This window comes from Xanthomonas euroxanthea (genome assembly GCF_900476395.1).
In the GTDB taxonomy this organism is placed as follows: Bacteria; Pseudomonadota; Gammaproteobacteria; order Xanthomonadales; family Xanthomonadaceae; genus Xanthomonas; species Xanthomonas euroxanthea.
Genome location: NZ_UIHB01000002.1, coordinates 764,395 through 781,887 on the forward strand (window position 1 = coordinate 764,395; position 17,493 = coordinate 781,887).

At 64.9% G+C, this 17,493-nt stretch carries 13 protein-coding genes and 1 pseudogene; 8 read left to right on the forward strand and 6 right to left on the reverse strand.

Annotated elements, in window-relative coordinates:
- Positions 1–61 precede the first annotated feature (61 nt).
- From CPBF1521_RS10630 to CPBF1521_RS10660, 7 genes are all read left to right on the forward strand, one after another.
- A complete protein-coding gene (locus CPBF1521_RS10630) occupies positions 62–3,040 on the forward strand; it encodes a TonB-dependent receptor (RefSeq protein WP_115676930.1) in 2,979 nt (992 codons plus the stop codon).
- A 101-nt stretch (positions 3,041–3,141) separates the two neighbouring features.
- Positions 3,142–4,779 carry a glucoamylase family protein gene (locus CPBF1521_RS10635; protein WP_104582520.1) on the forward strand — a complete coding sequence of 546 codons (1,638 nt, stop codon included), beginning with the start codon at positions 3,142–3,144 and terminating at the stop codon, positions 4,777–4,779.
- A 3-nt stretch (positions 4,780–4,782) separates the two neighbouring features.
- Positions 4,783–6,141 carry a sugar ABC transporter substrate-binding protein gene (locus CPBF1521_RS10640; RefSeq protein WP_115676931.1) on the forward strand — a complete coding sequence of 453 codons (1,359 nt, stop codon included), beginning with the start codon at positions 4,783–4,785 and terminating at the stop codon, positions 6,139–6,141.
- On the forward strand, positions 6,138–7,022 hold the full coding sequence (locus CPBF1521_RS10645) for a carbohydrate ABC transporter permease (RefSeq protein ID WP_104567381.1): 885 nt from the start codon (positions 6,138–6,140) through the stop codon (positions 7,020–7,022). The genes CPBF1521_RS10640 and CPBF1521_RS10645 overlap by 4 nt, the downstream gene beginning before the upstream one ends.
- Complete coding sequence (locus CPBF1521_RS10650) at positions 7,019–7,855, forward strand: carbohydrate ABC transporter permease (protein ID WP_115046520.1); 837 nt, start codon at positions 7,019–7,021, stop codon at positions 7,853–7,855. The genes CPBF1521_RS10645 and CPBF1521_RS10650 overlap by 4 nt, the downstream gene beginning before the upstream one ends.
- A gap of 26 nt (positions 7,856–7,881) precedes the next feature.
- Positions 7,882–11,019, forward strand: coding sequence for a discoidin domain-containing protein (locus tag CPBF1521_RS10655; protein WP_181901195.1), 3,138 nt, complete (start codon positions 7,882–7,884; stop codon positions 11,017–11,019).
- 62 nt (positions 11,020–11,081) lie between these two features.
- Positions 11,082–11,993 (forward strand): endonuclease/exonuclease/phosphatase family protein, encoded by a 912-nt coding sequence (locus tag CPBF1521_RS10660; protein WP_181901207.1) that lies wholly within the window; start codon positions 11,082–11,084, stop codon positions 11,991–11,993.
- Positions 11,994–12,109: 116 nt separating this feature from the next.
- Here CPBF1521_RS10660 and CPBF1521_RS10665 read toward each other — a convergent pair whose 3' ends face one another.
- The 6 genes and pseudogenes from CPBF1521_RS10665 to ykgO form a co-directional block, all read right to left on the reverse strand.
- Positions 12,110–13,342 carry a TraB/GumN family protein gene (locus CPBF1521_RS10665; protein ID WP_115676933.1) on the reverse strand — a complete coding sequence of 411 codons (1,233 nt, stop codon included), beginning with the start codon at positions 13,340–13,342 and terminating at the stop codon, positions 12,110–12,112.
- Positions 13,335–13,571: pseudogene (locus CPBF1521_RS10670) on the reverse strand (N-acetyltransferase family protein); the annotation flags it as partial. The gene CPBF1521_RS10665 and the pseudogene CPBF1521_RS10670, both read right to left, overlap by 8 nt.
- A 40-nt stretch (positions 13,572–13,611) precedes the next feature.
- The gene (locus CPBF1521_RS10675) at positions 13,612–14,496 is read right to left on the reverse strand and encodes a carbon-nitrogen hydrolase (protein ID WP_104582525.1); all 885 of its coding nucleotides are present in this window, start codon (positions 14,494–14,496) and stop codon (positions 13,612–13,614) included.
- Positions 14,497–14,576: 80 nt separating this feature from the next.
- On the reverse strand, positions 14,577–15,611 hold the full coding sequence (locus CPBF1521_RS10680; RefSeq protein ID WP_115676934.1) for an agmatine deiminase family protein: 1,035 nt from the start codon (positions 15,609–15,611) through the stop codon (positions 14,577–14,579).
- Between the two features lie 261 nt (positions 15,612–15,872).
- Positions 15,873–16,202 carry a hypothetical protein gene (locus CPBF1521_RS10685; protein WP_104582527.1) on the reverse strand — a complete coding sequence of 110 codons (330 nt, stop codon included), beginning with the start codon at positions 16,200–16,202 and terminating at the stop codon, positions 15,873–15,875.
- 241 nt (positions 16,203–16,443) lie between these two features.
- Positions 16,444–16,569, reverse strand: a complete 126-nt coding sequence (ykgO, locus tag CPBF1521_RS10690; RefSeq protein ID WP_005913193.1) for a type B 50S ribosomal protein L36 — start codon at positions 16,567–16,569, stop codon at positions 16,444–16,446.
- 172 nt (positions 16,570–16,741) lie between these two features.
- Between ykgO and cmk the strand changes: the two genes are divergently transcribed.
- Entirely contained in the window at positions 16,742–17,425 is a 684-nt protein-coding gene (cmk, locus tag CPBF1521_RS10695; protein WP_104582528.1) for a (d)CMP kinase, read from the forward strand.
- The last annotated feature ends 68 nt before the right edge of the window (positions 17,426–17,493 follow it).

Consider the following 17,493-nt stretch of genomic DNA (forward strand, 5'->3'; position numbering starts at 1 on the left):
CGGTCGTTCCTGCAAGCCGCAACGCCACAACAACATTCTGTACCGATCCCTGGAGGGACCAATGCGCCACCACTACCCCCATTCCGCCAGTCCGGCGCGCAAGCTGCTCAGCTGCGCCCTGGCCAGTTGCCTGCTGCTGGGCGCCGCCCCGGCCTTCGCGCAGAGTGCTGCCGCGACGATCCGCGGCCAGGTCACCGTCGACTCGGCACCTGCCAGCCAGGCCCAGGTCACCGCGACCAACCTCGCCACCGGCCTGACCCGCACCGTACAGGTCAGCAACGGCGGCTACTCGCTTGGTGGCCTGCCGCCGGGTTCGTACCGCCTGGACGTCACCGCCAACGGCCAGACCACCTCGCAGAACGTCACCGTGCAGGTCGGCCAGACCGCGACCCTGAACCTGGGCGTCGGCGGCGAACCGGCCACGGCCGAAGGTGGTAACGCCACCACGCTGGACGCGGTGCAGGTCAAGGCGCCGCCGGTACTGGTGGAAACCCGTACCTCCGAGAACGCCACCTACATCTCCAACGTGCAGATCCAGAACCTGCCGCGTGCCACGCGCAACTTCCTGGAACTGGCCGACACTGTGCCGAACGTGCAGTTCACCCGCGATGCCAACGGCACCACCAAGGTCCGTTCGGGCGCCACCTCGGCCGAAGGCACCAACGTCTATATCGACGGCGTCAGCCAGAAGAACTACGTGCTCACCGGCGGCGTCAGCGGCCAGGACTCCAGCCGCGGCAATCCGTTCCCGCAGTCGGCGATCGGCGAATACAAGGTCATCACCTCCAACTACAAGGCCGAGTTCGACCAGGTCAGCGGCGCGGCCATCGTCGCCTCGTCCAAGTCCGGTACCAACGATTTCCACGGCAGCTTCTTCTGGGACACCAGCAACGACAGCTGGCGTGAAGAGAGCCCGCTGGAAAAGCGCGCCGGCGTGCGTGACGACTTCGAGGAGACCCAGTACGGCGCGACCTTCAGCGGCCCGATCCTCAAGGACAAGGCACATTTCTTCGTCGCCTATGAAGCCAAGGAATACACCACCCCGAACGTGGTGATCCCCGGTTCGATCTATTCGGACCGCGTCGATCAGCTGCCTGCGCAGTTGCAGCCGCTGGTCGCCACCTACAGCACGCCGTTCAAGGAAGACCTGTACTTCGCCAAGATCGACTGGACCATCGGCGACAACAGCCTGTTCGAGCTGAGCGGCAAGTACCGCAAGGAAGACGAGCTCAACGACGTCGGCGGCACCTCGACCCTTGAGCACGGCAGCATCAACGGCCAGGAAGAAAAGCGCGCCAACCTGCGTTGGCAGTACAGCGGCGCCAACTTCCTCAACGAGGCCAACCTCAGCTACGAGAGCGCGTTCTGGAACCAGGCGCCGATCAACAACGGCAACGGTTACATCCTCAGCTACACGCCCAACCGCGGCAACGAGACCGATGTGCTTGCCGCAGGCGCCGGCAGCAGCTTCCAGCGCAAGGGGCAGAAGGGCTGGACCTTCCAGGACGACCTGACCTTGAACAGCCTGGAATGGCACGGTGCGCATACCGTCAAGATGGGCGTGAAGTTCAAGAGCATCGATCTGGACTCCACCCAGTTCAACCCGGCCAACCCGCAGTACTACTACAACATCCTCAGCGATGTGGAAACGCCGTACCGGGTGCGCTTCGGTGCGCCGCTGGTCGAAGGTGGCGGCTCGGTGGTGTCCGAGAACAAGCAGTACGGCATCTATCTGCAGGACGACTGGGAGGTCAACGAGCACTGGACCCTGAACCTGGGCGTGCGCTACGACTACGAAGAAACCCCGGCGTTCCTGGACTTCGTGACCCCGTCCGACGTCGCCGGCGCCTTGCAGAACTGGACCAATCTGCAGAATGCCAACTACGACATCAACAACTTCATCAGCACCGGCAACAACCGCAAGGCGTTCAAGAATGCCTGGCAGCCGCGCCTGGGTGCCTCCTATGACCTGTTCGGCGATCAGGCCCACGTGATCTACGGCGGTGCCGGCCGCGCCTACGACCGCAACATCTTCGACTACCTGGCGCTCGAGCAGCTCAACAACTCGTTCAATTCCTACAGCTACTACTTCACCAGCGCCAACAACCAGGCCTGCCTGGGCGACCCATGCACGGCATGGAATCCGGCCTACGGCACGCAGGAAGGGCTGAACACCCTGACCGGCAGCAGCACCGGCGGCGGCGGGCGCGAGGTCTACCTGATCGACAACAATATCAAGACCCCGTACTCGGACCAGTTCAGCATCGGCATGCGCAACATGGTGCCGCTGTGGGGCCAGGACTGGTTCACCGACGTGACCCTGAGCCGTATCGAAAGCCATGACGGCTTCGCGTTCGTGCGCGGCAACCGCCTGCCGGACGGTTCCTTCTTCCAGCCGGGCACCACCTCCGGCTCGCCGACCGACGGCCCGGACGGCTACAGCGCCATCGTGCTCGGGACCAACGGCGTGGAAACCCGCAACAACCAGCTCGCCCTGCAGGTCGAAAAGCCGTTCGACGAGGAATCGGGCTGGGGCCTGACCGTGGCCTACACCTATTCCGATGCCAAGGAGAACCGCCAGTTCGGCGAGCACTACGCACTGGATCGCGAACGCATCGAGGACTATGGCTGGCGCGAGGCCGGCGGCATTCCGAAGAACCGCCTGGTGGTCACCGGCATCTACGAGCTGCCCTACGAGGTCAAACTGTCCGGCAAGCTGTCGCTGGCCAGCCAGACCGCGCGTTACGGGCAAAATTGCCTGGCCGGCAACGACCAGTGCTACATCGTCCAGTTCAAGCCGGACGGCACGCTGGGCTACAAGGAGTTCAGCATCGCCGCCAATAAAGAATGGGATACCGGCGGCGGTGTCAAATTCAATGTGCGTGCGGATATCCTCAACGTGTTCAATTGGGTGAACTACGCCAACTTTAACGGCGAGACCGGGACACTCGGAGACTTGAACACGGCTTACGGCACCCCGACCGGTGTGCTGGCGTCGCCGATGCGTACCTTCCGTCTGGCCTTCGGCCTGAACTGGTGAGGTACCCGACCGCCCCGGCAGCTGCCGGGGCGGTCGAACTCGGCGCTTGGATAGGGTAGGTTGGCGTGCGAGATGTAATCGATTACACGAGTGGGGGGCGGATGAACAGGGGCAGGACTTCGTATTGGTTGACGATTCCACTATTGCTGGGCGCGCTGGTGCTGGCGTCCTGCAAACAGGCAGAGGAGCCCAAGGTGGCCGAAAAGAAGGCACCGGTGAAAGTCATCCTGGTGGAAGCACAGCTGCCACCCAAGCCGGTCAAACCGGCGCTTCCGCCGCTGTTCTCGGACATCGAGCGTCGCACCTTCCAGTTTTTCTGGGACACCACCAACGAACTCAATGGGTTGTCGCCGGACCGGTTTCCGTCGCGCCCGTTCGCCAGCATCGCCTCGGTGGGGTTCGCGCTGACCGCGTATCCGATCGGGATCGAGAATGGCTGGGTCAGTCGCAATCAGGCGATCGACCGCACCTTGACAACACTGAAATTCTTCCGTGATGCGCCGATGGGGCCGCAGCGGACCGGTAGGGCCGGGTACAAGGGCTTCTACTACCACTTTCTGGACATGCAGCAGGGCAACCGCTACGACAGCTGGGTCGAGCTGTCGAGCGTGGATACCGCGCTGCTGATGATGGGCGTGCTGTTCACCCAGTCGTACTACGACGGCGACGACCCGCGCGAAAAAGAGATCCGCCAGATCGCCGATACGCTGTACAAGCGCGTGGACTGGCGCTGGCTGCAGCAACGCGCACCGCTGATCTCGATGGGCTGGTTCCCCGAGAGCGGCTTCATCGACCACGACTGGATGGGCTACAACGAGGCGATGATGCTGTACATCCTCGCGCTCGGCTCGCCGACCCATGGGGTGGATGTGGATGCGTGGACCAGCTGGACCCGCACCTACAACAACGACTGGGGCGTCTACCAGGGCCAGGAATACCTGTCTTTCGGCCCGCTGTTCGGTCACCAATACAGCCATGTCTGGATCGATTTCCGCGATATCCAGGACCAGTACATGCGCGAACGCGGCATCGACTATTTCCTCAACAGCCGCCGCGCCACCCTGGCCCAGCGCGACTACGCCATCGACAACCCGATGAAGTGGAAGGACTACGGCGAGAACGTCTGGGGTCTGACCGCCGGCGACGGCCCGCAGAACACCAGCCAGGAATACCGTGGCGAGCAGCGCCAGTTCCGCCATTACTCCTCGCGTGGCGCCGGCCTGCGCGAGAACTTCGACGACGGCACCATCGTGCCGTCGGCGGCGATTTCCTCGATCGTGTTCGCCCCGGAAGTGGTGATCCCGGCCACCGAGGAGATGCACAAGCGCTATGGCGACTTCCTGTACTCGAGCTACGGCTTTCTGGATTCGTTCAATCCCAGCTTCAACTACGACATCCCGCTCAAGACCGGGCGCATGGTGCCGGACCGCGGCTGGGTGGCCAGCGACTACATCGCCATCGACCAGGGCCCGATCCTGGCGATGATCGCCAATTACCAGAACGAATTCGTCTGGACCGTGATGAAGAAGAACCCCTACATCCGGGCCGGTCTGGAACGCGCCGGCTTCACCGGCGGCTGGCTCACCCCCGAAGGCGAGCCGCAGCCGGCGCCGCAGAAGGACGAGCAGAAGGCCGCCGCGCGTTCGCTGGGCATGGCCGAGTCGCGTGCCGCCGCTGCCCAGGCCCAGCAAGACCCCTCGCAACGCCAAAACTCCACGCAACGCCCCAAACCCGAGTAATCCGTGCGCCTTTTGAAACTGTTGATACTGTCCGCCACACTCTGTCTGGGTGTGGCCGGATGCGAACGCTCCGATCCAGGCAAGACCACCGTGCGCTTCTGGGCCATGGGCAAGGAGGCCGAAGTGGTCGCCGAGCTGGTGACCGACTTCGAGAAGCAGAACCCGGGCATCCACGTGGATGTGCAGAACATCCCGATGACGGCGGCGCACGAAAAGCTGCTGACCGCCTTTGCCGCAGACGGCTTGCCGGACGTGTGCCAGCTCGGCAACACCTGGCTGCCGGAGTTCGCCCTGCTGGACACGCTGGAACCGATGCAGCCGTACGTGGCGCGTTCCAGGATCGTCGACCCGCAGGATTATTTCCCCGGCGTGTGGGACACCAACCTGGTCGACGGCACCTTGTATGGCGTGCCGTGGTATGTGGACACCCGGCTGCTGTTCTATCGCAAGGATCTGCTGCGCGAGGCCGGCTACAGCCAGATGCCCAAGACCTGGGCCGAGATGGAACAGGTGATGGCGGCGATCAAACGCAAGGTCGGCCCGGACCGCTACGCCATCCTGATGCCGCTCAACGAGTTCGAGCAGCAGCTGTCGTTCGCACTGCAGCAGGACGACCGCCTGCTGCATGACCACGACAACTACGGCAACTTCCGCGGCGAAGGCTTCCGCAAGGCGCTGGGCTTCTACGACACCATGTACCAGAAGGGCTGGGCGCCGAAGGTCTCCGAGACCCAGGTCTCCAATGTCTGGTACGAGTTCTTCAACGGCTATTACGCGTTCTACCTGTCCGGCCCGTGGAACGTGCGCGAGTTCAAGCTGCGCCAGCCGCCGGGCATGGAAGGCAAGTGGGGCACCGCGCCGCTGCCGGGCCCCAACGGCCTGGGCGCGGGCATCGCCGGCGGTTCCAGCCTGGTGATCTTCAAATCGTCGCAGCACAAGGACGCCAGCTGGAAGCTGATCGAATACCTGTCGCAGCCGCAGGTGCAGGCGCGCTTCCACGCCATCATCGGCGACCTGCCGCCACGTCGCAGCACCTGGAAGTTGCCCTCGCTGGCCAACGATGAACTGGCGCATGCCTTCGGCGACCAGCTGGAGCGGGTCAAGGCCACGCCCAAGGTGCTGGAGTGGGAGCGCATCGTGCAGGAAATGCGCCTGGTGACCGAGCGCGTGGTGCGTGGCGGCCAATCACACGAGGCCGCCGTGCAGGAGCTGGATAAACGCGTGGACGAGATCCTGGCCAAGCGCCGCTGGATCTTCGAACAGGAGGGTGGGCATGTCGGTCCGGCCGGTGAATCAGCAATGCCTGCGGCGGGACCCGCCGCAGCGCCAGCGCCGGCAGCAGGCAAGGGAGCGGCACGATGATGAAGCGTAATTCCGTCGCCGGCTGGGTGTTCGCCGCCCCGTCGATCCTGGTGCTGGGCATGTTCTTCGGCGTGCCGGTGTTCGCCGCGCTGGTGCTCAGCGTCACCGACTTCGACCTGTATGCATTGGCCGACAGCAGCCACCTGCGCTTCGTCGGCCTGGGCAACTACATCGACCTGCTGCAGACGCCGCTGTTCTGGAAGTCGTTGTGGAACACCACGTACTTCGTGCTGCTCGGCGTGCCGATGTCGATCGGCGTGTCGCTGGGCGCCGCGTTGCTGCTCAACGCCAAGGCCTCGCGCTTCAAGGCCCTGTTCCGCACCGCCTTGTTCGCTCCGGTGGTGACCACGCTGGTGGCGGTGGCGGTGATCTGGCGCTATCTGTTCCACATCAAGTACGGCCTGGTGAACTTCGGCCTGAGCCATCTGGGCATCGCCCCGATCGACTGGCTGGGCGATCCGCGCTGGGCGATGCCGACCATCATGCTGTTCGCGGTATGGAAGAACTTCGGCTACAACATGGTGATCTTCCTGGCCGGCCTGCAGGCGATCCCGCAGGACCTGTACGAGGCCGCGCGCATCGATGGCGCCTCGCGCTGGAAGCAGTTCCTGCATATCACCCTGCCGATGCTCGGCCCGGTGCTGATGGTGGTCGGGGTGATCACCATTTCCGGCTATTTCCAGCTGTTCGCCGAACCCTATGTGATGACCCGCGGCGACCCATTGCAGAGCACCGTGAGCGTGCTGTACTTCATGTTCGAGGAAGGCTTCAAGTGGTGGAACCTCGGCCGCGCGTCGGCGGTGGCGTTCCTGCTGTTCCTGATTATTCTGGCGGTGACCACGGTGATGCTGCGCTTTGGCCGCAAGAGGGATTTGATATGAGTCGTGATGTCGGCCAATCGCGCTGGAATGCCGTGCTGATCAACGGTGGCCTGCTGGTGCTGGCGCTGGTCAGCCTGGCGCCGCTGCTGTGGATGCTGTCGGTGTCGTTCATGCCCACCGGCGAGGCCAGCCGCTTCCCGCCGCCGATGCTGCCCTCGGCGTTCACCACCGCCAACTACCACGAGCTGTTCGCGCGCACCGGCATGGCGCGCAATTTCGCCAACAGCCTGATGGTGTCCGGGCTGATCACGCTCGGCTCGCTGCTGATCAACACCATGGCCGGCTATGCGTTCGCCAAGCTGCAATTCGTCGGCCGCGAGCGCATCTTCAAGATCCTGATGGCCGCGCTGGTGATCCCTGCGCAGGTGGCGATGCTGCCGTTGTTCCTGTTGATGAAGCAGCTGCATCTGGTCAACAACATCGGCGGGGTGGTGGTGCCGGCATTGGCGACGGTGTTCGGCATCTTTCTGGTGCGCCAGTACGCGCGCAGCATTCCCGACGAGCTGATCGAAGCCGCCCGCATCGACGGTGCCAGCGAGATGCGGATCTTCTTCCAGATCGTGCTGCCGATGCTCAAGCCGGTGCTGGTCACCTTGACCATCTTCACCTTCATGGGCTCGTGGAACGACTTCATGTGGCCGCTGATCGTGCTGACCGACCAGGAGCAGTACACCTTGCCGGTGGCATTGGCGGCGCTGTCGCGCGAGCACATCATGGACGTGGAGCTGATGATGGCCGGCGCGGTGGTGACGGTGATTCCGGTGCTGCTATTGTTCGTGGCGCTGCAGCGTTACTACATCCAAGGTCTTCTGCTGGGGAGTGTGAAGGGGTGAAACCAGTGTTCCTGCGACTGTTTGCCATGACCGCTGTTGCGACGTTTGCGGGCACGGCGCAGGCGCAGGAGCGCGTGCTCGACGGCTTCAACGACATCGGCGCCTGGCGCCTGGTGGTGTCCAACCAGGTCAGTGGTTCGCTGCGGCCGGTAGCCACCAGTTCCGGCGGCCACGCCCTGTGCCTGGACTACAACTTCAATGGCGTGTCCGGCTATGTCGGCATCCGCCGCAACCTGCCGATCACCTATCCGGACAATTACCGCATCGGCTTTTCGCTGCGCGGCGATTCGCCGTCCAACGACCTGCAGGTCAAGCTGATCGATGCCAGCGGCGACAACGTGTGGTGGGTCAACCGGCCCGGCTTCAACTTCCCGAAGAACTGGACCACCGTCGGCTATCGCAAGCGCAACATCGAAAAGGCCTGGGGCCCGGGCCAGGACAAGCAACTGCGCAGCAGCGCAGATGTCGAGTTCACCATCTACAACAAGGTCGGCGGCAAGGGCACGGTGTGCTTCGACCGTCTGACGCTCACGCCGCTGCCGCCGGAAGACACCTCGCCGTTGAAGGCCGAGGCCATCACCGACACCGCGCCCGCGCTGGAACAACGCCTGGCCGACGGCAAGCCGGACACCTTCTGGCTCAGTGGCGCGGTCAAGCAGCAGACCGTCACGCTGGATCTGGGCAAGGTGCGCGAATTCGGCGGCGCGGTGGTGCAGTGGGTTCCTGGTTTGCAGGCCTCGCAATACGTGGTGCGCGCGTCCAGCGATGGGCGCGGCTGGCGTGATCTGCGCACCGTCACCGCCGGTGCCGGCGGCACCGACTGGCTGGCCTTGCCCGATACCGAGGCACGTTACCTGCGCTTCGATCTCAAGGACGGCCCCAACTGGCGCTACGGCATCAAGGAAGTCCAGCTGCAGCCGCTGGCCTTCGCCGCCACACCGAACGATTTCATCAAATCGCTGGCCGCGCAGGCGCCGCGCGGCAGCTATCCACGCGGTTTCTCCGGCGAGCAGCCGTACTGGACCATCCTGGGCCTGGATGGTGGTACCGAGCAGGGCCTGATCGGCGAGGACGGCGCGGTGGAAGTGGGCAAGGGCGGCTTCAGTATCGAGCCGTTCGTGGTCACCGGCGGTAAGCTGCTGCATTGGTCCGACGTCAGCAGCGAGCAGAGCCTGCAGGACGACTACCTGCCGATTCCCAGCGTCGACTGGCATCACGACCTGATGAACCTGCGCGTCACCGCGTTCGTGCAGGGCACGCCCGATCAGGCGCAACTGGTCGCGCGCTATCAGCTGCACAACACCGGCAAGGACGCGCGTGAGTTCACCCTGGCCTTGGCGGTGCGTCCGTTCCAGGTCAATCCGCCGACCCAGTTCCTCAACACCCTGGGCGGCGTTAGCCGGATCGACCAGCTGGCGGTGCAGGGCGCACAGGTCAGCGTCAACGGCAAGCCGCGCGTATTCGCCGCGCAACCTCCGGATGCCGGCTTTGCCAGTGCCTTCGACAGTGGCATGGACGTCAGCCATCTCACCGCCGCCACGCCGCCGGCGATCACCCAGGTCAAGGACGAGACCGGCCTGGCCTCGGGCGTGCTGCTGTATCGCTGGAAGCTGGAGCCTGGTCAACGGCGCGAGGTGGCGCTGGTGATTCCGCAGACCGGCACCGCGCAGCTGCCGGCCGGCTTCGATGCAGACAAGGCGCAGCAGCAGGTGGCCCAGCAGTGGCGCAGCAAGCTCGATCGCGTGCGCATCAGCGTGCCGGCCGAAGGCAAGCCGGTGATCGACACCTTGCGCACCGCGCTGGCGCATATGCTGATCTCGCGCATCGGCCCGCGTCTGCAGCCGGGGACGCGTTCCTACTCGCGCAGCTGGATCCGCGACGGCGCAATGATTTCCGAAGGCCTGCTGCGACTCGGCCGCGAGGACGTGGTGCGCGAATACGTCGACTGGTTCGCGCCATACCAGTTCGCCGATGGCATGGTGCCGTGCTGCGTGGACGACCGCGGCAGCGATCCGGTGCCGGAGAACGACAGCCACGGCGAGCTGATCTTCAACATCGCCGAGTATTACCGCTACACCGGCGACAAGGCATTCCTGGAAAAGATGTGGCCGCACGTGACCGGTGCGTACGACTACATGGAAACGCTACGTGCCAGCGAGCGCACCGAAGACAACTTCATGCGCAACCCAGCCTTCTACGGAATGATGCCGGTGTCGATCAGCCACGAAGGCTATTCGGCCAAGCCGGTGCATTCGTACTGGGACAACTTCTGGGCGCTGCGCGGCTACAAGGACGCGGTGATGCTGGCCGGCGCGCTCGACAAGCCCGACGAGGTCGCCCGCTTCAGCACTGCACGCGACGAATTCAGTGGCGACCTGATCGCCTCGCTGGGTGCGACGGTGCGCCAGCACTCCCTGGATTTCCTGCCCGGCTCGGCCGAGCTGGGCGACTTCGATGCGACCTCGACCACCATCGCACTGGCACCGGGGGGCGAGCAGCAACGCCTGCCGCAGGACCTGTTGAGCAATACCTTCGAGCGCTACTGGAAGGAGTTTTCCGACCGCCGCGACGGCAAGCGCGAATGGAAGGACTACACACCCTACGAATGGCGCAACGTGGCCGCATTCGTGCGCCTGGGCTGGCGCGAACGCGCCTGGGATGCCACCGCGTTCTTCTTCAAGGACCGCGCGCCGCAACCCTGGAACCAGTGGGCCGAGGTGGTCTCGCGTACGCCGCGTACGCCGTTCTTCGTCGGCGACCTGCCACATGCCTGGGTCGCCTCGGATTTCGTGCGCTCGGTGCTGGACATGTTCGCCTACGGGCGCGAATCCGACGCCAGCCTGGTCATCGCTGCCGGCACGCCGACGCGCTGGTTCGAGGGCAAGGGCATCGGCATCGCCGAATTGCGCACTCCGTATGGGCGCCTCAATTACACCTTGCAGCGCACCGACAAACAGCTGGTGCTGCAACTGCAGCCGGGGCTGATCCTGCCGCCGGGCGGGGTGGTGTTGCCATGGCCGTACCAGGGCACGCCGGGCAAGGCCAGCATCAATGGCGAATCGGCCGAGTGGCAGAACGGCGAATTGCGGATTCAACAGCTGCCGGCCAATGTGCAGATCGATGTGCCCAGCGCGGTGCGGCGGGCCGAGCGCGCCACGCAATGACTGACGCACCCCGACCGGCCTGGGCAGCGCCGGCGCGGCGACGTGCCGGATGGCCGGTCGTGTTGGCGGCGCTGCTGCCGTGCTCTGTTGCCGTACAAGCCACGCAGGCGACCCGGGCCGTGCAGGCCGCGCAACCTGTGCAGGTCGACAGGCCCGATCGCGCAGAACCCGCATCCCGGGCAGTGCCATCGACCAGCGCAGTGCAGCGCGAGATGACCCTGGTCACGCTCAACCTGCATCACGACCGCGAAGACTGGCCGGCGCGTCGTGCCCATATCGCCAAGGAACTCAGGCAACTGGCGCCGGACGTGATCGCGCTGCAGGAAGTGATCGAACGCCGCGGCAGCGTGGAGAACCAGGCCGCCTGGCTGGCGCGCAAGCTAGGGTACGACTACAGCTTTGTCTCTGTCGACCCGGTCGATGCGCCCAAGCGCTACGGCAACGCATTGCTGAGCCGGCGCAAGGTGCTGGCCCGGCATCAGCGCCTGCTGCAGCCGCTGGACGATTACCGCGTTGCCGCGCATCTGCAGGTCGATATCGACGGCCAGCCAATCAACGTCTACGTCACCCATCTCAACGAGCGTGCCGATGCACGCGGCACGGCCACGCGCACGCGCCAGGTCGCGGACCTGCTGGATTTCATTTCCTCCACCAGCAATCAGGCACCGGTCGTGATTGCCGGCGACTTCAACACCGCCGCCGATGCCCTGGATCTGGAGGCGCTACGCAAGGGCTATGGCGACAGCTACGGCAGCGTGCATCGCAACAGCGACGCCACCGTGAGCACCTTGAACCTGCATGTCTTCGACAAGCCGGCGCGTATCGACCATGTGTTCTTCCAGCAGAAGCGCCTGCTCGCCCGCGAAGCACGCATCCTGTTCGACACGCCGTATGCCGAGGGGCGCTGGGCCTCGGACCATTACGGCGTCTGGGTACGCTTGCAGCTGGCGCCCGATCAGCCAGCTACTCCGTAACTCGACCACACGTAGGAGCGCACCTGGGCGCGACGGCATTACCGATAACGCCCGTCGCGCCCAGGTGCGCTCCTACAAGGCGTCGATAGACCACACGTCGTGACGGCTTTTTTTAATCACCCGTGCAGGCGATTGAAGATCTGCACACCGGCCAGCCATACACCGGCCATGCTGCCGACGTTGGTCAGCAGGAACGTCAGCACCACGCGCGAGACGCGGTTGCGGTACCAGCCACGCAAGGTCTGCGCATCGTCGCGCAGCGACAGGAAATCGCCATAGGCCGGTTTGCGCATGTGCACCTCGACCAGCGCGGCAAACGCGCCGGTCGGCACACTCAGGCGGAACGGCTTGAAAGGCGCCACGACCGCCGCGGTGAGAATGCTCAGCGGGTGGCTGCCGGCCAGCAGACAGCCCAGCGCGGCCAGGCCGCCGGTATACATCGCCCATTGCAACAACAGGTCCGCGCCCATGCTCAGGCCGCCGCGCCAGAACCCGATGCCGATGCCGGTGATGATGATCGCCAGAATGCCCAGCGTGATCCACGGAATGCGCTTGCGCTGCTGCACATACTCCAGCGACTCGCGCAATGGGCCGGGCGCGTCGGTGTCCTGTTCCAGGTGGCGCGCAAGACCGGCCAGGTGTCCTGCGCCGACCACCGCCAGTATCTCGCGCTGGTCCGTCCTGGCTTCCTCGCGCAGGCGCGCGGCCATGTACTGGTCGCGCTCGGCAATCACGGTCTCGTACAGTTCCGGGCTCTCGCTGGCGAAATCGCCGAAGCTCGCCTCCAGCATGTCGCCTTGCTTGAGCTTCTCGATTTCCTCTTCGCCCACCTCGTCGGCCGCGAACAGCCCACCGAGCAGGCCACCGGCCAGTTTCATCTTGCCGAAGAATCCCAGCCGCCCGGACGCGCGCTTGAAGGTCAGGCCGACCTCGCGATCGATCAGGTGCACCGGCAGACCTTGCGCGCGTGCCAGGTTCACCGCTTCCTTCAACTCCGCGCCCGGCTCGATGCCAAGCTGCTTGGCCAGACGGCGCTGGTAGGCGGCCAGGGCGAGATTCGCCGCAAACAAGGCCACCCGTCCCTTGCGAATCACCTGCACCAGGTCCAGCCGGGCGAGGGCATCCGGGTCGCTGAGCGCCTGCAGGCGCTGTGCGTCCAGTTCCACTGCCACCGCGTCATAGCGGCCGCTGCCGATCGCCCGCTGCACCGCAGCCACGCTGGCGAGTGACACGTGCGCGGTGCCGAGCAAGGTATAGCGCACGCCATCGCGTTCTACGATGCGATGCGGCTGGCCGGACAGCGCATCGTCCAGAACGTGGGTGGTCTGCTCAGTCATGGGGTCATTCATCAGAAGGAGGGGCGGTGTCGCCGGAGCCGGGCGTGCCTTGCAACTGCACGCCGTCCAGCCGGCGACCATGCGTGCGGCCGTTACCGGTGAACATTCCGACCGTGCGAAAACCAAAACGTTCATGCAGCCGTCGCGATGCCAGGGTGTCGGCATCGCCGATCACCGCAATTATCGGTCGACCGCTGCGTTGTTTGCCGCGTGCGATCAGCTCGCCAAGGACGGCTTTGCCGCGGACAGCGCCAGCCTTGCGCACCTCGACTGGCATGCGGTCAGTCGATGTAGCGCTTGAGCAGATCGCCATACGCATCGATGCGGCGATCGCGCAGGAACGGCCAGATGCGACGCACGTGTTCGCTGCGCTGCAGGTCGACGTCGCACACCAGCACGGTCGGGTCCTGGCCGGCTTCGGCGATGAATTCCCCCTGCGGCCCCAGCACATGGCTGTTGCCCCAGAACTGGATGCCCGACGCGCCCAGCGGCGAGGGCTCGTGGCCGACGCGGTTGCACGACAGCACCGGCACCCCGTTGGCGACCGCATGGCCGCGATGGCTGAGCACCCAGGCATCGCGCTGGCGCTCCTGCTCGGGTTGCTGGTCGTCCGGATCCCAGCCGATCGCGGTGGGGTAGAGCAGCAGTTCCGCACCGGCCAGCGCCATCAGGCGCGCGGCCTCGGGGTACCACTGGTCCCAGCACACCAGCACGCCAAGCCGGCCGACCGAGGTATCGATCGGCGCAAAGCCCAGATCGCCCGGGGTGAAGTAGAACTTCTCATAGAAGCCCGGATCGTCCGGGATATGCATCTTGCGGTACTTGCCGAGCAGGCGGCCGTCCTTTTCGAACACCACCGCGGTGTTGTGATACAGCCCGGCCGCGCGGCGCTCGAACAACGAAGCCACCAGCACCACGCCATGTTGCCTGGCCAGCGCGCCCAGACGCTCGGTGCTGGGACCGGGGATCGGCTCGGCCAGGTCGAATTCGTCCACCGACTCGTGCTGGCAGAAATACGCACCGTTGTGCAGTTCCTGCAGTAGCACCAGCTTGGCGCCCTGCGCGGCGGCTTCGGCCACGCGCGATTCGATGATGGCCAGATTGGCCTCGGCGTCGCCGTGGTTGCGCTCCTGGATCAGCGCGACGGGAAGGAGATGACGGGTCATGGCGATTGGTCCAGCGAAGTGGCGCACTAAGGTAGCGCGCGATGGCGTAACACCGGCCTGCCGGCCGGAACAGGAATGGATCAGCCCGCCAGCAAACCGGCGGGCAGCTGCATGGTCAGGCAGTGCAGGCTGCCGTTCTGCCAGATCAGCGGGCGGCACGGCACCGGCACGATGGTGTGCTGCGGAAACGCTTCGGCCAGCACCGCCTGCGCGCTCGCATCGGCCTTGTCGCCGTAGGCCGGCATCAGCACCGCCCCGTTGACGATCAGGAAATTGGCGTACGAGGCGGCCAGGCGCCGGCCCTGATCCAGGATCGGCTCGGCCCATGGCAACACGAACAGGCGATACGGCTGCCCATCGGCGGTGCGCAACGCCGCCAGTTCGGCACCCATCGCCTGCAGTTCGGTGTAGTGCGAATCGGTAGGCACATCGCAGCCTTGGTAGACGATCGCATCCGGGCCGGCAAAGCGCGCCAGCGTGTCGATATGCGCGTCGGTGTCGTCGCCTTCCAGGTAGCCATGATCCAGCCACAGCACGCGGTCCTGCGCCAGCCATGCGGCAAGGTCGGTACTCAGCGAATCGCGCGTGCGCTGCGGATGCCGCTCGTGCAGGCACGTCCAGGTGGTCAGCAGTGTGCCGGCACCATCGGTCTCGATCGCGCCGCCTTCCAGCGCAAAGTCGACCGTCTGCACCTGCGAGGGCACGAACACCTGCGCTGCATCCAGCGAAGTGACCAGCTGATCGTCCAGGCTGGCCTCGAACTTGCCGCCCCAGCCGGTGAAGCGGAAATCCATCAGGCGGAAGCCGCCATCCTGGCGCAGCGTGATCGGGCCGGAATCGCGCAGCCAGGTGTCGTTGTAGGCCGCAACCACGAAGCGCACCCGCGCCATGTCCACCCGCGCCGAGCGCAGCCGCGCTTCCGCGTAGATCTGCAGATCGTCATCGGCCACGCACACGATCACCGGCTCGAAGCGGGAAATCGCCGTGACCAGCGCGATATAGGTCTCTTCCACCTCGGCAAGGCGCTCGGCCCAATCGGTGCCCGCATGCGGCCAGGCAATCAACACGGCGGATTGAGGTTCCCACTCGGCAGGAAAGCGGACGCTATCGGTCATACCTGAAAATTACCCATCAATGCCCAGGCAAGCCCAGGCTGTTAATTCAAATCCCCGCACAGGGATGTGCGGGCGCTTGCGAGGGACTCGCCTCAAATCGGCGCGTGCGAGTAACTCGCATCGACGCTCGCGATCTGCCTGCATCCGGGGTGTGCTGCACGACATCGCCGTTGCATGAAGCGCGCAGTGATCGTATCCCGCCCATCATTGGATCAGACCAGCGTTGCAGCCACCATCCGATGGCGCTCGAACGCCACCCGATCACCTGATCGGTGGCTTTGGTCCAATCTCGTTGGCATCGGCCTGATTGGCCACCACGTCGATCACCCGGCTCTTTTCGAAGTACACGGTGAAGGCCGGATACACCCAGCGGTGGATCGTCGGCCACTGGCGCTTCTGGCCGCCGCGCGGTTCCAGCTTTTCCTGCGGCGCACCGTAACGGCCTTCGACCTGGCTCATGCTGTCGCCACGCAGGGGCAGGGCCGCGGCAGGCTTTTGCTGTACCCGGTCCACCAGCAGCGTATCGGCCGACGCGACGGCGCTGATCCCCATCAGTGCGATCAGCGGCAGGACAAACAAACGGTTGCGCATGTCATCTACTCCCCAGTGGACAAGATTCGGATGGGATTACAGCAAAAACTCAGGACGGGCGTGCCTGCAGGGCGGTGTTACCCAACGCCGCGCCGGATGTCGGTCAGTTTGAATACCGCGCCAAGCCCGCCATGCCCCCGACACACTCCAGCCTGCATGGAGCCATTGCCGGCGTGAAGCATCGGCCAAGAAAAAACCGCCCGGAGGCGGCTTTCTCGGGTCTTGCACGCGCGGCGAAAGCTTAGCGCTGACGCGCCTTGAAACGCGGGTTCGACTTGCAGATCACGAAGACCTTGCCGCGGCGGCGGACCACCTTGCAGTCGCGGTGACGGGTCTTCGCAGACTTCAGGGAGGACAGGACTTTCATGGCACACCTCGGCGTAAACGGTTGGATTCGATGGAAGAGTGCCCGCAATCGAGGGTGCACCCGGAATTAAGCCGGCAATTCTAACCGGCTTTTCGTCGTGCTTTCAAGTGGTTGCATCGCAATCGCTGCGAGCGGCGCTACACTACCGGCTGATGACCTTCCGGAAACCTGAATGACCGACCTTTCGCCCGTCCTTACCATCGATGGTCCCTCCGGCGCCGGCAAGGGCACCGTGAGCCGGATCGTGGCCGCCCGGCTGGGCTGGCATTACCTCGATTCGGGCGCACTGTATCGCGCCGTGGGCGTGGCGGCGAGCTGGGCCGATCTGGACGTCTCCGACCCGGCCGCGCTGGTGCGCTGCACCTTCGATACCAAGGTGGAGTTCGACGACGCGGGCGAGGCGGGGCTGCGGGTACTGGTCAACGGCGCCGATGCCACTGGCGAGCTGCGCCTGGAAACCACCGGGGCGCTGGCTTCGGCAATTGCCGCCATTCCCGAGGTGCGCAGCGCGCTGAAAGAGCGTCAGCGCGCATTCAGGCGCGCGCCCGGCCTGGTCGCAGACGGGCGCGACATGGGCACGGTGATCTTCCCCGATGCCGCCTTCAAGGTGTTTCTGACCGCCAGTGCCGAAGAACGTGCGGGCCGTCGCCATAAACAGTTGATGGAAAAGGGTGTTTCGGTTATCTTTGACGACCTGCTGCGCGAGATCATGGCTCGAGATGCCCGTGATGCGCAGCGGGTGGTGGCGCCATTGCGGCCGGCCGAAGACGCCGTGCTGATCGATACCAGCGGAATAGGGATCGAGGATGTCGTCCAGCGTGTGGTCGGGGTGTTAGCCGCCCGCACGTCGTCGTAAGCGTTCCGCAAGCGGGCATGTCCCGCCGACCGTAAGGCGTTCCAAGGCTCCGTCGCACATCCCGTGTG

What these genes read in the sequence shown, in the direction of transcription:
- CPBF1521_RS10645 (WP_104567381.1), top strand. Translation starts at nt 6,138, where the DNA reads ATGATGAAGCGTAATTCCGTCGCCGGCTGGGTGTTCGCCGCCCCGTCG.
- CPBF1521_RS10680 (WP_115676934.1), bottom strand. Translation starts at nt 15,611, where the DNA reads ATGACCGATAGCGTCCGCTTTCCTGCCGAGTGGGAACCTCAATCCGCC.
- CPBF1521_RS10685 (WP_104582527.1), bottom strand. Translation starts at nt 16,202, where the DNA reads ATGCGCAACCGTTTGTTTGTCCTGCCGCTGATCGCACTGATGGGGATC.
- CPBF1521_RS10665 (WP_115676933.1), bottom strand. Translation starts at nt 13,342, where the DNA reads ATGAATGACCCCATGACTGAGCAGACCACCCACGTTCTGGACGATGCG.
- CPBF1521_RS10655 (WP_181901195.1), top strand. Translation starts at nt 7,882, where the DNA reads ATGACCGCTGTTGCGACGTTTGCGGGCACGGCGCAGGCGCAGGAGCGC.
- CPBF1521_RS10675 (WP_104582525.1), bottom strand. Translation starts at nt 14,496, where the DNA reads ATGACCCGTCATCTCCTTCCCGTCGCGCTGATCCAGGAGCGCAACCAC.
- CPBF1521_RS10650 (WP_115046520.1), top strand. Translation starts at nt 7,019, where the DNA reads ATGAGTCGTGATGTCGGCCAATCGCGCTGGAATGCCGTGCTGATCAAC.
- cmk (WP_104582528.1), top strand. Translation starts at nt 16,742, where the DNA reads ATGACCGACCTTTCGCCCGTCCTTACCATCGATGGTCCCTCCGGCGCC.
- CPBF1521_RS10630 (WP_115676930.1), top strand. Translation starts at nt 62, where the DNA reads ATGCGCCACCACTACCCCCATTCCGCCAGTCCGGCGCGCAAGCTGCTC.
- ykgO (WP_005913193.1), bottom strand. Translation starts at nt 16,569, where the DNA reads ATGAAAGTCCTGTCCTCCCTGAAGTCTGCGAAGACCCGTCACCGCGAC.
- CPBF1521_RS10635 (WP_104582520.1), top strand. Translation starts at nt 3,142, where the DNA reads ATGAACAGGGGCAGGACTTCGTATTGGTTGACGATTCCACTATTGCTG.